This window comes from Martinezella sp. CNPSo 3957 (assembly GCF_057784395.1).
Genome location: NZ_JBXSOU010000001.1, coordinates 636,327 through 651,665, shown reverse-complemented (window position 1 = coordinate 651,665; position 15,339 = coordinate 636,327). Strand labels below are relative to the sequence as shown.

The window sequence follows — 15,339 nt, the reverse complement described above, 5'->3', positions numbered from 1 at the left end:
ATCTTCAAAATATTAGAGAATACTTATTATTTAGCTCGCTATTGCCGATATTGACTGGCGTTCCATTTCTTGTCTTTCTAATCACCAATGAGAAGGAGGGGCTCATTATGGCAGTATATGATTGGACCGGTCAGCGCGCCCGCCGGAGGAAGATGATGCGCATGGCAAGCGTCGCAATGCTTCTGATCATCCTGATGGCGATTCCAGCAATATTGCTGCATTATAATCTCATCCAATTCCCATACTAACCACTTCGAATATTGACATCGCTACGCCGCCTTCCTTGAGTTCTGCTTTGCCTTGCGCGAGACATTGTCGCCGGCCTTGCGGTCAAGCGGCAAACAATCCAGCACGGCCAGAAGCGCGATGATGCCGAGTAGTACGAAGGCCAGACGGAACTCGATGGCGACGACACCGTCGACGCCCAATGGCGCACTGATTGCCTGGCCGATACGTATGCCGATAGCGCCAACAGCAATGCCCATGCCCATCGTCAGCTGAAAGACGGTGCTGAACAGCGTGTTGGCACCCGTCATCTGCCCCGGTGGGATATCGGCAAAAGCGATCGTGTTGAGTGCCGTAAAGTGCATCGACCGGCACATGCCTCCGATGAACAGCACCGGCACGATGAACCAGAGCGGCGTATCGGGCGAAAACAGCCCACAGGCGGCAATGAAGATGGCGTTCAACAGGCCGTTGACGATGAGCACCGGCTTGAAGCCGAAGCGGCGCAGAATGGGCGTCGTTGCTGGCTTCATCGCCAGATTGCCGGCAAAGACGGCAAGCGTCAGCACGCCGGCATGGAAGGCGCTGAGGCCGAAACCGACCTGGAACATCAAAGGCAGCAGAAAGGGAACGGCGCCTATCGCCGTGCGGAACAACGATCCGCCTGAGATGGTGATGGCGAACGTCGGGAGCTTCAGCCCGGAGAGATCGATGAGTGGATGCTCCGTCCGGAGAAAATGAAAAACGGCGATGGCCAGCAGAACGAAGCCGACGATCACATAGGCCCAGGCCTCCAGCCAGACGGGATCAGGGCGTCCGATCAGTTCCAGCCCATACATCAGGCTCGCAAGCCCGATGCCGCTAACGACAAAGCCGATCCAATCGAATGGCGGGCGCGCTGTGCTTTTCGTTTCCGGAATGAGCATGAGCGCGAAGATGAAAGCCAATATGCCGAGCGGCAGATTGAGGAAGAAGATCCAACGCCAGCTTGCATGGTCGGTGATGAAGCCGCCGAGCGGCGGCCCGAGGATCGGCGCCACCAGCGCCGGCCAGGTGATTGTCGCAATGGCCGAGATCAGCTTGTCCTTCGGCGTATTGTTCAAGACGACAAGACGGCCCACCGGCACCATCATCGCGCCGCCGATGCCTTGCAGGATACGCATGGCAACAAAGGAGCCGACGCCATTGGCAAAACCGCAGAGGACGGAGGCGAGCGTGAAAATGACGACGGCTGTCGTGAACACCAGACGCGCGCCGAAGCGATCACTGATCCAGCCGCTGATTGGAATGAAGACGCCAAGCGTCAGCAGATAGGCGCTCATGCCGATATTGAGATCGACGGGGCGGGCGCCGAAGGAAATAGCCATCTGCGGCAAGGCGGTCGCGATGACCGTACCGTCCAGATTCTCCATGAAGAAGGCACCGGCCACGAGCAGCGCTATCGACAGCGAACGCGAGCCCGCCTCCCGCACCTCCTCCCTGTGCCCAGGTGTGGACATATCATTCATGGATCAGCAACTCCGAATCCGCCTCGCATCCCGCCTGCATTTAACCGGTTCGGGAACATTTACGATAGGTCGAAATCGTCCCATCAATCGATTGAGCGATCACGTTTCGCTTAGCGGATGGTACGCAATTTGATCTCCACGCCGATATCGTTGCCGATCCAAACAGGCCCGAGGCTAAGTGCGGAAACCTGTTCAAAGCGGTGAACAGATCGGTCAATTCGGAGCCAGTAGGCATGTGCATGGAAGACATGCTAGGGTTTTCATCGGAAAATGCCGCGGGAAGTACAATGGGATCGATACCACAACACTATGGAGCAGCCCCAAGCCGGCCGAGATGCTGGCAAGAAGCCTCCGCATCGACATAGGCCGACGATTGTTCTTACCAACGGCGCATCAATAAGGAACGAGAGCCCCGCATAATGAAACATGGCCAGGACGCAATGACCTCCAGGGCTACCCCGGAATCGAAACTGATCGTAACGCAGTCGCCCTTCGATGCCTTTGTGCGAAAATACGGTACGATCCCGCGGCGCGGCGTCTTCGGCTATTTCGTCCACGAACTCGGTCGCCGCATCGTCGGCGGAGATTATCCCGTCGGCACGACACTGCCGAACGAGCCAGATCTCGTCGAACAATTCGGTATCAGCCGCACGGTCATCCGCGAAGCGATGAAGTGCCTGGCCGGCAAGGGATTGGTCGAGATCAAGACCCGCGTCGGCACCCGCGTCAAGGAGCGTTCCAACTGGCATCATCTCGATACGGATGTCATGGTGTGGTATTACGAGACCGGCCCATCGGTCGAAATCATGCGATCGATCAAGGATTTGCGATTGGCGCTCGAACCGGAGGCGACTGCGCGCGCAGCGCTGCGCCGCACCGAAAGCGACATTGCGGCCATCAAATCCGCTTACGAAGAGATGGCGTCCACCATCGGCGATGTCAACAGCAATGCCGACGCCGACCTGCGCTTCCATACGGCGATCTTCGCCGCTACGCACAATATGATTTATTCGCAGCTGATCGATCTGATCGCGGTCGGGATCTACGCCAACCGCACGCTTTCGGGCCATGAGGACATCGCCGAAGGACAAAAGCGCGCCCTGCCCCTCCACAAGGCGATTCTCGACGCCATTCTCGCACAGGATACGGACGCCGCGATCAAGGCATCGCGAAACCTGCTGGAAGCCTGGCTCGCGCGTGACTACGGCTTCTGACAGATCACAACCCTGCCCTCGGTGCCTTGGCGATGCGCTGATGGGTCATGGCTTTTACGAACGCAACTTCCCGGTCAACAATGTACTCGCAAAAAGATGATGCCGATGTCTGGACACGGGATACCGCCAGCATTGCCGCCCATAATTTCCTGATTGGTCCCAACCCCTATTGAGGTTCCCATGCGCATCGCCGTTGGAGGCATTCACATCGAGTGCAGCACCTATAACCCCGTCCTGAACGAAGAGAAGGATTTTCGCGTTCTGCGCGGTCCGGAGCTAACTGCCTCGCCCTACTTCGCCTTCCTTAGGGATTATGACGGCGAGTTCCTGCCAACCATTCATGCCAGAGCGATCGCCGGCGGCCCGGCCGCCCGTCATACATACGAAGCCTTCAAGACAGAGTTTCTGGAAGGATTGAAGTCATTACTGCCGCTCGATGGGCTCTATCTCGCCATGCATGGCGCCATGTATGTCGAAGGCATGGAAGACGCCGAAGGCGACTGGATCAGTGCGGCTCGCGCCGTCGTCGGCGACGATTGCATGGTCTCGGCAAGCTACGACCTGCACGGCAATGTCACCCAGCGCATCATCGATGCGCTCGACATGTATTCCACCTATCGCACGGCTCCGCATATCGATGTCGAAGAAACCATGCGCCGCGCCGTCAAGATGTTGACGGAAAGCCTGAAGACCGGTGTAAAACCCATCCTGCTCTGGGCGCCGATCCCCGTGGTGCTGCCGGGCGAACGCACCAGCACCGTCGATGAACCGGCCAAGAGCCTTTACGACATGCTGCCCGGCGTCGATGCCATCGACGGCGTCTGGGACGCCTCTCTCATGGTCGGTTACGTCTGGGCCGACGAGCCGCGCGCAACGGCCGCCGCCATCATGACCGGCACGGATCGCGCCCTGCTCGAGCGGGAAGCAAAACGACTGGCGCAGGCCTATTGGGACGTGCGGAAGGATTTCGTTTTCGGCGCGGAGACCGGCTCGATCGAAGAATGTGTCGCCAAGGCAATCGCCAGCACGACTGCGCCCGTGGTTCTGGCGGAATCCGGCGACAATCCAACGGGTGGCGGCGTCGGTGATCGCGCCGATGTGCTGGCGGAACTGATTGCCAAGGGAGCACAAGGCGTCATCTTTGCCGGCATCGCCGACCGGGCCGCGACGGAAGCCTGCTATGCCGCCGGCATCGGCGCCACGCTCAATCTTTCCGTCGGTGCATCGCTCGACACCAAAGGCAGCAAGCCGGTGACGGGCAGCTTCGCCGTCAAGTATCTGCTGGAGACTAAAGAAGCGACCGACAGGCAGGCCGTGGTTTCCATCGGCGGCATTCACCTTGTGCTGTCGACCAAGCGTCGCCCCTATCATAATATCGCCGATTTCACCCGCCTCGGCCTCGATCCGCATAAGGCGAGGATCATCGTCGTCAAATCAGGCTATCTCTCGCCGGAACTGGCGCCGATCGCCAACCCGAACCTGATGGCTCTGTCCCCCGGTGTCGTCGATCAGTTCGTCGAACGCCTGCCGCGCCGGCGCAAGACCAAGCCGACCTACCCGTTCGACAAGGATTTCGACTTCACGCCGGAGACGGCGATTTCTGCGCGCGCCATCGGGCGCTGAAGCTCCGGTCCCAGAACCGCAAGAGCGGACATCGTTAATCCGTCGTCTCAAGAAGGCGACTCTTTTTGCGAGTCGCCTTTCCGCGTCGCGCACAAACATTGTGCATCGCGGAAATTGCACAAAAAAGCGCTTGACGAGGCGGGCGAGTTCAACTTCTATTGAACCAATTTCAAATTGGTTCACCTCTCAATATGGCAATCGACAGCCTTCCGGAAAATTCGGTCCATGCCCTGGAAAGGCTCCGTGGGCTTTTGAATTCGGCAGATCTCCCGGCTGACGGAAAGCTGCCGACGGAGCGGGCTCTTTCGGAAAACCTCGGCGTCAGCCAGCGTGCGATCCGGCGAGCACTCGAGGTGCTGGAAGCGGAAGGCCGCGTCTGGCGCCGGCAGGGTTCGGGAACCTATGTCGGGCAGCGCCCGGACGATTGGAGCCAGCATGTCAGCACGCTTGTGGCCGGCACGGATCTCATGGAGGTCATGGAAGTCCGGCTGCGCATCGAGCCGCAACTGGCCCAGCTCGCCGCCATGCGCGCCAAACCCGACGACATCGACCGCATGTATGAACTGGCGAAGAAGATCACCGCCAGCGACGATGCCGACAGCCGAGAGCTTTGGGATGGCGCATTGCACCGGCTGATTGCACAAAGCGCCGGCAACCAGTTCTTCCTGACCATTTTCGACGTCATCAATCATGTCCGTCAGGATGAAGCCTGGCAAACCATTCGCGAATTGGCCCGCAGCATCAACAAGACCCGCCCGGTCTCCTATGCGCAGCATAGGACGATCATCGATGCGATTGCTGCACGCAATCCGATGAAGGCGGCCGAAGCCATGCGCGAACATTTGCTGATGCTGCAGGAAAGCTTGATCCGCATCACCTCGCTGGATGCACGCCAAGCCGAGGAACCGCTGACTGAGGAGGTGGGCTGACCCAAAAGCCTGCCTGCCCGCCACGACCGGAGAGGAAACCGGTCGAGACTGCAAAGAACGAAAACGATAAACAGGAGAACAGAATGAAGATCGCCAAATTTATGGCATCGCTTGCCGCCGGCGCGCTGATCGCGCTGCCATCGCTAGCCGTCGAGCTCAAGATAGGCCTGCAGGACGATGCCGACGCACTGGACCCTGCGCAATCGCGCACTTTCGTCGGCCGCATCGTCTATACAGCACTTTGCGACAAGCTCGTCGACGTAACGCCGGACCTGCAGTTCGTGCCGCAACTTGCCACGTCCTGGAAATGGTCCGCCGATGGCAAGCAGCTTGTTATGGAGCTGCGCCAAGGCGTGAAATTCCAGGACGGGACGTCGTTCAATGCGCAAGCCGTCGTCGACAACATCCAGCGCTATCAGACCATGCCGGAGTCGCGCCGCAAGAGCGAGCTTTCCTCCGTCGCCAAGGTCGAGGCGACAGGCGAATACGAAGCCACCTTCACCTTGAAGGCGCCTGACGTCACGCTGCTTGCCCAGCTTTCCGACCGCTCCGGCATGATGGTCTCACCGACCGCGGCAAAGGCTGCCGGCGCCAAATTCGGCGATCATCCCGTTTGCTCCGGCCCGTTCAAATTCGTCGAGCGCGTGCAGCAGGACCGTATCGTGCTGGAAAAATTCCAGGATTACTGGAACAAGGACAAGATCTTCATCGACAAGGTGACCTACCTGCCGATCCCCGACACGACCGTTCGCCTCGCTAACCTGCGCTCCGGCGATCTCGACATGATCGAGCGCGTGGCGGCATCCGATGTCGGTACGGTCAAAGGCGACTCCAATCTCGTCTATGCCGATGCGATCGGCACCGGCTGGCTTGGCGTCTACGCCAATGTCGGCAATGGTGCGCGCGCCGACAATCCGATGGGCAAGGACAAGCGCCTGCGCCAGGCTTTCTCGCTGGCGATCGACCGCGAAGCCGCCATGCAGATCGTCTTCGACGGCACCGGACTTGCCGGCAATCAGCCGTTCGCACCTACCAGCCCGTGGTACGATAAGGATATTCCGGTGCCTGCCCGCGACGTCGACAAGGCCAAAGCGCTGGTGAAAGAAGCCGGCTTCGATCGCATTCCGGTCGAACTTGCCGTCGCCAACAATCCGGTTTCGATGCAGATGATGCAGATCATCCAGTCGATGGCTGCCGAAGCCGGCTTCGACGTGACGCTGAAGACGACGGAATTCGCAACCCTGCTCGACGCGCAGTCGAGCGGCAACTATCAGCTCAGCCGCTCCGATTGGTCCGGCCGCTCCGATCCCGACGGCAACATCCAGCAGTTCGTGACGACCGGTGCCGGCCTCAACGATTCCAAATACAGCAATCCGGAAGTCGACAAGCTGCTGCTGGAGGCCCGCCAGTCGCAGGACAATGCCGTGCGCAAGCAGAAGTACGATGCGGCCGAGGCGATCCTCAGCCAGGATCTGCCGATCATCTTCCTCGGACATCAGGCCTGGATCTGGGCCTACAACAAAAAGGTATCCGGCTTCGTGCCTTCTCCGGACGGCATGATCCGTCTCGTGGGCGTCAAGAAGGGCAGTTGAGCAACCAAAGCCATGCGGGCTCCCTCCCGCATGGCGCTTTCACATTCGACATCGCGGCAAGGATCTGCCCATGTATAGCTATATCGGAAAGAGGCTGCTGGTCGCGATACCGACGCTGCTGATCATTTCGATCTTCGTCTTCTCGCTGCAGAAGCTTCTGCCCGGCGATCCGGTGCTTGCCATGGCCGGCGAAGAGCGCGACCCGCAAGTGCTCGAACTGCTACGCGAGAAATATCGCCTGAACGACCCGGTCATCTATCAATATGGCTACTGGCTGCAGGGCGTCGCCAAGGGCGATCTCGGCGTTTCGCTGCGCACCAATCAGCCGGTTCTGACCCTCGTTGCCGAAAAGCTGCCGGTCACCATTCAGCTCGCTGTGATGTCCATGATCTTTGCCTTCGCCATCGGCATTCCCATGGGCATATTGGCGGCGGTGAAGAAGAATACCTTCATCGATTTTCTCGCCAATATCGTTGCCTTGTGCGGCCTGTCGGTGCCAAATTTCTGGCTCGGCATCATGCTGATCCTGCTGATCTCGGTGAAGCTGCATTGGCTGCCGGCTTCGGGATACCAACCTTTCTTCGAGGACCCCTGGCGTTCGATCCAAACGATGCTGATGCCGTCCTTCGTGCTCGGCAATGCACTGGCAGCCACCTTGATGCGCCACACGCGGTCTTCGATGCTGAGCGTGCTCAGCGCCGACTATATCCGCACAGCTCGCGCCAAGGGCCTTCCGGAGGCAGCCGTCGTGCTGCAGCACAGCTTCCGCAACGCCATCCTGCCTGTCGTCACCGTCAGCGCCCTGCTGTTCGGAGAGCTCCTAGCCGGAGCAGTGCTCACCGAGCAGATCTTCACCATTCCCGGCTTCGGCAAACTGATCGTCGATGCCGTCTTCAACCGGGACTACGCCGTCGTCCAGGGCGTGGTGCTCTGCACGGCCGTCGGCTTCATCGCCATGAACCTCATTGCCGATATTCTCTATGTCGTCCTCAATCCACGCATGAGGGCGGCCCTATGAGCACAATCGTTCAGGTGACTGCCGCAAGTGCCTCGGTCAAGCGTGCTCCCAACCGGGCCTGGCGCAAGCTGCGCGCCAACAAGGGGGCACTAGTCGGGCTTGCGATCATCCTGTTCTTTACCGTGCTCGCTGCACTTGCACCATTGCTGCCGATCCCGGATCCGGTCGCAACCAGCTGGTCTGCGATCCGCAAAGCACCATCGGCCGCGCACTGGCTCGGCACCGACGATCTCGGCCGGGACATTCTTTCCCGCATGATCTGGGGCGCGCGAGCGTCCTTGATGGCCGGCGTCTTCTCGGTTGCCATCGCCGTTGCGATCGGCGTGCCTTTGGGCCTGATCTCGGGCTACTATGGCGGCTGGATCGATCAGATCATTTCGCGCGTCACCGAGGCCTTCCTGGCGATGCCTTTCCTCATCACCGCCATTGCGCTTGCCGCCTTCCTCGGCCCGAGCCTCACCAATGCGATGATCGCGATCGGGCTTTCGGCAACGCCCGTTTTCGTGCGGTTGACGCGCGGCCAGGTGCTGGCGGTCAAGACGGAGGATTATGTGGAAGGCGCCCGCTCGATCGGCCTGCGCCACTTCAGCATCATCACCCGCTATATCCTGCCGAACGTCTTTGCTCCGATCCTCGTGCAGGCAACGCTCACCATCGCGACCGCGATCATCGCCGAGGCCAGCCTCTCCTTCCTCGGCCTCGGCCAACAGCCCCCTGCCCCGAGCTGGGGTTCGATGCTCAATGTCGCCAAGAATTATCTCGAACAGGCGCCCTGGATGGCCATGTGGCCGGGTGCCGCCATTTTTCTCGTCGTGATCGGCTTCAATCTCCTCGGCGACGGCCTGCGCGATGCGCTCGACCCGCGCGAAGCATGAATAAACTCAAAAGGATGCCCCAATGACCGCATTCACCACCCGCCCCGAAATCCTCGGCACCTTCGGCGTCGTCACGTCTACGCACTGGATCGCATCCGCCGTCGGCATGAGCATTCTCGAAAAGGGCGGCAATGCCTTCGACGCCGCCGTTGCCACGGGCTTCGTGCTGCAGATCGTCGAGCCGCATCTCTGCGGGCCGGGCGGCGATATGCCGGCCATCCTCTATTCGAAGAAGAAGGATAAGATCGAGGTCATCTGCGCCCAGGCGCCAGCGCCGGCCGGCGCAACGATCGAACATTACACGCGCGAGGGGCTTAAGCTCATTCCCGGCGATGGCCTGCTCGCCACCGTCATTCCCGGCTCCTTCGACGGCTGGATGCTGATGCTGCGCGATTACGGCCGGCTGACCGTCCGCGACGTGCTGGAACCGGCGATCCACTATGCCGAAAAGGGGCACCCCGTCCTGCCGCGCGTTTCCGCGACCATTGCAGGACTTGCCGATTTCTACCGCAAGGAATGGCCGACATCCTACGAGACCTGGCTCCCGGGCGGTGCCGCTCCCGAACCCTGGTCCAATTTCAAGAACCCGGTGCTTGCCGAGACCTGGAAGCGGGTCGTCGCCGAGGCGGAAAGCAAGAGCGATCGCGAAGCGCAGATCGAAGCCGCTCGCGATGCCTATTACCGCGGCTTCGTCGCTGAAGCGATCGACAGCTATGTCGGCAAGACCGAGGTCATGGATGCGAGCGGCGCCCGCCACAAGGGCGTGCTGACTGCGGATGACATGGCCAACTGGCGCGCCGCCATCGAGGAGCCGCAGACCTACGACTATCACGGCTGGACGGTCGCCAAGATCGGCCCCTGGGGTCAAGGGCCCGTCTTCCTGCAGACGCTGGCGCTGCTCAAGGGTTTCGATCTGGCCGGCATGGACCCCGCCGGAGCCGACTTCGTCCATACGGTCACGGAAGCGATGAAACTCGCCTTTGCCGATCGCGAGGTCTATTACGGCGACCCCAATTTCACGAATGTACCGCTCGAGATCCTGATTTCGGACGCCTATGCCGAGGAGCGCCGCCGGCTGATTTCGCCTGAGGCGTCGCTTGCCTTGCGCCCCGGTAAGCTTGCCGGTTTCGAAGACCAGTACGATCTCACCATGCAGATGCTCGATGCGCCGGAAGCCAAAAGCGGCGCGGTCTACGAGCCGACAATGTCCCATCTGACCGAGAAGCGCGGCGACACCGTGCATATCGATGTTATCGACCGCGAAGGCAATATGGTGTCGGTGACGCCATCCGGCGGGTGGCTGCAATCCTCGCCGATCATTCCCGGTCTCGGCTTCTGCCTGAACTCGCGCGCGCAGATGTTCTGGCTGCAGCCGGGCCTGCCTTCCTCACTCGCACCGGGCAAGCGGCCGCGCACGACACTAACCCCGACAATGGCGCTGCATGAAGGACGCCCGACGCTCGCCTTCGGCACGCCCGGCGGCGATCAGCAGGAGCAATGGCAGCTCTCCTTCTTCCTGCGCTACGTCCATCACGCACTGAACCTGCAGGAAGCGATCGACAAGCCGCTATTCCACAGCACCCATTTCCCGAGCTCCTTCTATCCGCGCACGCGCGAACCCGGCGGCCTGACTGCAGAGGCGAATTTCAGCGCCGATGTGCTGGATACGCTCCGCAAGAAGGGCCACCAGCTGACCGTCGCGCCGGAGTGGACCGTGGGCCGGCTGACCGCCGCACGGCGTGACGCCGACGGCCTCTTGCGCGCTGCAGCGACTCCGCGTTTGATGCAAGCCTACGCCGTTGGGAGATAGAGCCGATGACCTGGTCGATCGTTGCACGAGAGCCGGAAACCGGAAATCTTGCCATCGCCGTCGCCACCCGCTTCTTTGCCGTCGGCAGCATCGTGCCGCATATTCGCGGCGGCATCGGCGCGGTTGCGACGCAGGCCTTTGCCAGCCCGCTTTACGGCATCGACGGACTTGCGATGCTGGCATCCGGTCATGCGCCGAGCGAGATCCTGGAAACGCTGAGAGCCCGTGACAAAGGCCGCGAGCAACGGCAGTTTCACCTGATCGACAGCAAAGGCAACAATGCCGCCTTTACCGGCGCCAAGTGCATCGATTGGGCGGGGCATCTGGTCGATGACAATGTGTCGGTCGCCGGCAACATGCTGGCCGGCCCGCAGGTGATTTCTGCAACGCTTGCGACCTTCAAGAAGACTGTCGGCAAACCGCTCGCAGAGCGACTGCTCGAAGCCATGCGGGCGGGCGAAGATGCAGGCGGCGATAAGCGTGGCAAGCAATCGGCAGCACTCGTCATCCACCGCGACCAGGATTACGCCTGGCTGAACATCCGTGTCGACGATAGTGCCGATCCGCTTGCCGAACTGGAGCGGCTTTATGCCGTCGCTCAGGAGCGTTATCTTCATGTCGCCGAGACCATGCCGACGCGGCAGAACCCCAGCGGCATGATCGACCGCCGCGAGATCGACGAGAAGATTGCCGCGCTTGAGGCCAAAAGGGTGGCCGAAGGCCGACCCTCGGCTTCCCATGCGACGATGGCAGCTCCGTCGTGAGCAACCTCACTTGAAGTCTGACCAATGGTAAAATCATAAAAGGGAACCTCCATGCCGACCATTGCAGCTCGAACGACCAACCCAGGCACCCAGCCTGTTCTTTCCGTCTCCAACCTGACCACGTCATTTCTCGTCGATGGCGAGTGGCGCAAGGTCGTGAAGGACATTTCCTTCGATGTCATGCCGGGAGAGACGGTCGCGATCGTCGGCGAAAGCGGTTCCGGCAAGAGCGTGACCTCGCTCTCGATCATGCGCCTGCTCGCCAGGGCCAGCAGCCGCATCGAGGGTGAAGTCAGGCTCAACGGCCGCGATCTCCTGACATTGCCGGAGGCGGAGATGCGCAAGGTGCGCGGCAAGGATGTCGCGATGATCTTTCAGGAGCCGATGACGTCTCTCAATCCGATCTTCACCATCGGCCGGCAGATTTCCGAGGCGCTGACCTGCCACGGCAATATTTCCAAGGCTGAAGCGAAGGCCGAAACGATCCGCCTCCTGGAAAAGGTGCGCATCCCCAACGCGTCCTCTCGCTTCGACGAATATCCGCACCAGTTTTCCGGCGGCATGCGCCAGCGCGTGATGATCGCGATGGCACTTGCCAGCCGGCCGAAACTGCTGATCGCCGACGAGCCGACGACCGCGCTCGATGTGACGATCCAGGGCCAGATCCTCGATCTCATCAAGGTGCTGCAGGAAGAGGAAGGCATGTCCGTCCTCTTCATCACCCACGACATGGGCGTCGTCGCCGAGATATCCGACCGCACCATCGTCATGTATCGCGGCGAGGCGGTGGAAACGGGCAAGACCGACGATATTTTTCATCGAGGCCAGCATCCCTATACCCGAGCCCTGCTGTCAGCCGTGCCGCGGCTCGGTTCGATGAAGAACCAGCCGCAACCGCTGCGCTTCCCGGTCGTTGACGCAAGCACTGGCGAGCGTAGCGAGCCAAAGGCGCTCACGGATACCGTCGATCACCGCAAGACACCGGTGCTCGAGGTGAAGAACCTCGTCACCCGCTTCGATCTTCGCGGTGGCCTGCTTGCCCGCCCGACGGGTGCGATCCATGCGGTCGAAAATGTCTCCTTTGATCTCGCTCAGGGGGAAACCCTGTCGCTGGTCGGAGAATCCGGCTGCGGCAAGTCGACGACGGGGCGCTCTATCATGCGCCTCATCACCCCGAAATCCGGCGAAGTACGGCTTGACGGCTATGATGTGATGAAGCTGGGCGCGCTCGATCTGCGCCGGATGCGACGCAGTATCCAGATGATCTTCCAGGACCCGTTCGCAAGTCTCAATCCGCGCATGACGATCGGAGCTGCCGTTGCCGAACCCTTCATCGAGCATCGCCTGGGCACGCGCGCCGAAGCCCGCGAAAAGGCCGCCGATCTTCTGGAACGTGTCGGGCTGAAAGCCGACATGATGAGCCGCTATCCGCACGAATTCTCAGGCGGCCAGCGCCAGCGCATCTGCATCGCCCGCGCACTCGCCCTCGATCCGAAAGTGATCGTCGCCGACGAAAGCGTGTCGGCGCTGGACGTGTCGATCAAGGCGCAGGTCTGCAATCTGCTGATGGATCTGCAGCAGAGCCTCAATCTCTCCTATCTCTTCATCTCGCACGACATGGCCGTGGTCGAGCGCGTCAGCCACCGCGTCGCAGTCATGTATCTCGGCGAGATCGTCGAAATCGGACCGCGTGCATCCGTGTTCGAAAATCCGCAGCATCCCTACACGAGGAAGCTGATGGCGGCCGTCCCGGTGCCGGATCCGTCCCGACGCGGCATCAAGCGCAATCTGGCCGTCGATGAATTGAAGAGCCCGGTGCGCCCCGTCGGCTATCAGCCGCCCGCGCGACACTACCGCGAAGTCTCGCAGGGCCATCTGGTTCGAATGGAAGAGGCCGCCTGAGGCGCGTTCTGACCTTGACGCCACCGAATTCCGGGCAAATATCGGCATCCTGTTTTCCATCTCATCTGGAGTGAATGATATGACCGATAACGTGCTCGATATTCCGGTAAAGAAGATCGACGGCAGCGATACGACGCTTGCCGACTATCGCGGCAAGGTCATCATGGTCGTCAATGTCGCGTCCAAATGCGGACTGACGGTGCAGTATGAAGGGCTGGAAAAGCTCTATGAGGAAAAGCGCGAAGAAGGTCTGGTGATCGCCGGCTTTCCGGCCAACGATTTCAAGGGCCAGGAGCCGGGTAGCGATAAGGAGATTCTGGAGTTCTGCACCCTAACCTACGATGTGCAGTTCCCTATGTTTTCCAAGATCGCCGTGACGGGTGAAAACCGCCATCCGCTTTATGACAGCCTGATCGCCTCCGGCGTCAAGACGGTCGGAGACGGGCCGATGCGCGAACGGCTCGCCAAACATGGCCTCGAGACCGGGCAGAACGGGGGCATCGTCTGGAATTTCGAAAAGTTCCTGATCGGTCGCGACGGCGACGTTGTTGCCCGCTTTGCGCCTGATGTAACTGCGGACGATCCGCGCCTGCTCTCCGTTCTGGAAAAAGAACTGGCTCGCGCTGGCTGAAGTCCGCGGCAAATCGGATAAAAGCCGAATTAATTCAGAATAATAATGTCTATTTTTGCAAGCAGGGCGAGTATTACTTCGCCCTGCTATGTCGTTGCTTACGACTACGCTCAGGAGTATTTTCAGGTCTTCGAATATATTCGAAGAAACGCCACATCAATCTGGGAGGAAGATGTCATGCGTGAACCTGATATGCAGAAACTTGATGCCCTGGTCGGACGCCTGGTCGGCGATCTCGGTGCGGCGGTCTCCGGTGTGCTGGTCACGCTTGGAGACCATCTGGGCCTCTTCAGGGCCATGGCGGATGGAACGCCGATGACGTCAGCAGAATTGGCAGACAAAGTCGGCGTGAAAGAGCGCTACGTGCGCGAGTGGCTGTCGGCTCAAGCTGCCGCCGACTATGTCAGCTATGACGACGAGACCGAGCGCTTCTACCTGACGCCGGAACAGGCCATGGTATTTGCCGAGGAAAACAGCCCCGCCTTCTTCACTGGCGCCTTCGATGTCGTGCAATCCATGTGGCTCGACGAGCCGAAGATCGCCAATGCTTTCAAGACCGGCAACGGTTTTGGCTGGCATGAGCACAGCGCCTGCCTGTTCCGCGGCACGGAGCGCTTTTTCCGGCCAGGCTACAACAGCCATCTCATTGCGGAATGGATACCAGCGCTGAACGGCATGCATGAAAAGCTTCAAGCCGGCGCTGCGGTTGCCGATGTCGGCTGCGGCCACGGTGCTTCGACCATCCTGATGGCGCAGGCCTATCCGAACTCGACCTTCTTCGGCTTCGACTATCACCTGCCATCGATCGAGCGGGCACGAGCTGCCGCGAAACAGGCGGGCGTCGATGGACGCATCACGTTCGAGCAGGCAAGCGCCAAGGATTTCCCGGCTGCCGGTTATGATCTTGTCGCCATGTTCGATTGCCTGCATGACATGGGCGATCCGGTCGGCGCCGGTAAACACGTCAAGGAAAGCCTTGCCGACGACGGCACCTGGATGATCGTCGAACCCTTTGCGCATGACTGCCTGAAGGATAACCTCAACCCGGTCGGCCGTGTCTTCTACGGCGCCTCGACGATGATCTGTACACCGGCCTCCCTCTCACAGGAAGTCGGACTGGGTTTGGGAGCGCAAGCCGGCGAATTGAAGCTGCGCAAGGTTGCCATGGATGCGGGCTATTCGCATTTCCGCAAGGCGACCGAAACGCCGTTCAACATGGTCTTCGAAGTCAGGGCATGACCGGTTGGA

The 15,339-nt window shown here is 60.4% G+C and carries 12 protein-coding genes; 11 read left to right on the top strand and 1 reads right to left on the bottom strand.

The window, feature by feature from the left end:
• Positions 1–269: 269 nt before the first annotated feature.
• Entirely contained in the window at positions 270–1,733 is a 1,464-nt protein-coding gene (locus tag AC13QE_RS03040; protein ID WP_488482520.1) for a DHA2 family efflux MFS transporter permease subunit, read from the bottom strand.
• Between the two features lie 440 nt (positions 1,734–2,173).
• Here AC13QE_RS03040 and AC13QE_RS03035 point away from each other — a divergent pair, with 440 nt between their 5' ends.
• The 11 genes from AC13QE_RS03035 (at position 2,174) to AC13QE_RS02985 (ending at position 15,330) form a co-directional block, all read left to right on the top strand.
• Positions 2,174–2,947: a FadR/GntR family transcriptional regulator gene (locus AC13QE_RS03035; protein ID WP_488482519.1), complete on the top strand. Its 774-nt coding sequence runs from the start codon at positions 2,174–2,176 to the stop codon at positions 2,945–2,947.
• 180 nt (positions 2,948–3,127) lie between these two features.
• Positions 3,128–4,570 carry a M81 family metallopeptidase gene (locus AC13QE_RS03030; protein ID WP_488482518.1) on the top strand — a complete coding sequence of 481 codons (1,443 nt, stop codon included), beginning with the start codon at positions 3,128–3,130 and terminating at the stop codon, positions 4,568–4,570.
• Positions 4,571–4,761: 191 nt separating this feature from the next.
• Entirely contained in the window at positions 4,762–5,499 is a 738-nt protein-coding gene (locus AC13QE_RS03025) for a FadR/GntR family transcriptional regulator (RefSeq protein ID WP_488482517.1), read from the top strand.
• 83 nt (positions 5,500–5,582) lie between these two features.
• A complete protein-coding gene (locus AC13QE_RS03020) occupies positions 5,583–7,091 on the top strand; it encodes an ABC transporter substrate-binding protein (RefSeq protein ID WP_488482516.1) in 1,509 nt (502 codons plus the stop codon).
• Between the two features lie 70 nt (positions 7,092–7,161).
• Complete coding sequence (locus tag AC13QE_RS03015; RefSeq protein WP_488482515.1) at positions 7,162–8,109, top strand: ABC transporter permease; 948 nt, start codon at positions 7,162–7,164, stop codon at positions 8,107–8,109.
• Positions 8,106–8,984: an ABC transporter permease gene (locus AC13QE_RS03010; RefSeq protein WP_488482514.1), complete on the top strand. Its 879-nt coding sequence runs from the start codon at positions 8,106–8,108 to the stop codon at positions 8,982–8,984. The genes AC13QE_RS03015 and AC13QE_RS03010 overlap by 4 nt, the downstream gene beginning before the upstream one ends.
• Before the next feature lie 22 nt (positions 8,985–9,006).
• On the top strand, positions 9,007–10,794 hold the full coding sequence (locus tag AC13QE_RS03005) for a gamma-glutamyltransferase family protein (protein WP_488482513.1): 1,788 nt from the start codon (positions 9,007–9,009) through the stop codon (positions 10,792–10,794).
• Between the two features lie 5 nt (positions 10,795–10,799).
• Positions 10,800–11,558: a DUF1028 domain-containing protein gene (locus AC13QE_RS03000; protein ID WP_132717898.1), complete on the top strand. Its 759-nt coding sequence runs from the start codon at positions 10,800–10,802 to the stop codon at positions 11,556–11,558.
• A gap of 51 nt (positions 11,559–11,609) precedes the next feature.
• Positions 11,610–13,460: an ABC transporter ATP-binding protein gene (locus tag AC13QE_RS02995; RefSeq protein ID WP_488482512.1), complete on the top strand. Its 1,851-nt coding sequence runs from the start codon at positions 11,610–11,612 to the stop codon at positions 13,458–13,460.
• 79 nt (positions 13,461–13,539) lie between these two features.
• Positions 13,540–14,091 (top strand): glutathione peroxidase, encoded by a 552-nt coding sequence (locus AC13QE_RS02990; RefSeq protein WP_488482511.1) that lies wholly within the window; start codon positions 13,540–13,542, stop codon positions 14,089–14,091.
• A 177-nt stretch (positions 14,092–14,268) separates the two neighbouring features.
• Positions 14,269–15,330, top strand: a complete 1,062-nt coding sequence (locus tag AC13QE_RS02985; protein WP_488482510.1) for a class I SAM-dependent methyltransferase — start codon at positions 14,269–14,271, stop codon at positions 15,328–15,330.
• Positions 15,331–15,339: the final 9 nt, after the last annotated feature.

Excerpts from the sequence above, each read along its gene's own strand:
- AC13QE_RS03020 (WP_488482516.1), top strand. The coding sequence starts at position 5,583 with ATGAAGATCGCCAAATTTATGGCATCGCTTGCCGCCGGCGCGCTGATC.
- AC13QE_RS02985 (WP_488482510.1), top strand. The coding sequence starts at position 14,269 with ATGCGTGAACCTGATATGCAGAAACTTGATGCCCTGGTCGGACGCCTG.
- AC13QE_RS03015 (WP_488482515.1), top strand. The coding sequence starts at position 7,162 with ATGTATAGCTATATCGGAAAGAGGCTGCTGGTCGCGATACCGACGCTG.
- AC13QE_RS03030 (WP_488482518.1), top strand. The coding sequence starts at position 3,128 with ATGCGCATCGCCGTTGGAGGCATTCACATCGAGTGCAGCACCTATAAC.
- AC13QE_RS03005 (WP_488482513.1), top strand. The coding sequence starts at position 9,007 with ATGACCGCATTCACCACCCGCCCCGAAATCCTCGGCACCTTCGGCGTC.
- AC13QE_RS03035 (WP_488482519.1), top strand. The coding sequence starts at position 2,174 with ATGACCTCCAGGGCTACCCCGGAATCGAAACTGATCGTAACGCAGTCG.
- AC13QE_RS03040 (WP_488482520.1), bottom strand. The coding sequence starts at position 1,733 with ATGAATGATATGTCCACACCTGGGCACAGGGAGGAGGTGCGGGAGGCG.
- AC13QE_RS03000 (WP_132717898.1), top strand. The coding sequence starts at position 10,800 with ATGACCTGGTCGATCGTTGCACGAGAGCCGGAAACCGGAAATCTTGCC.
- AC13QE_RS03010 (WP_488482514.1), top strand. The coding sequence starts at position 8,106 with ATGAGCACAATCGTTCAGGTGACTGCCGCAAGTGCCTCGGTCAAGCGT.
- AC13QE_RS02990 (WP_488482511.1), top strand. The coding sequence starts at position 13,540 with ATGACCGATAACGTGCTCGATATTCCGGTAAAGAAGATCGACGGCAGC.
- AC13QE_RS02995 (WP_488482512.1), top strand. The coding sequence starts at position 11,610 with ATGCCGACCATTGCAGCTCGAACGACCAACCCAGGCACCCAGCCTGTT.
- AC13QE_RS03025 (WP_488482517.1), top strand. The coding sequence starts at position 4,762 with ATGGCAATCGACAGCCTTCCGGAAAATTCGGTCCATGCCCTGGAAAGG.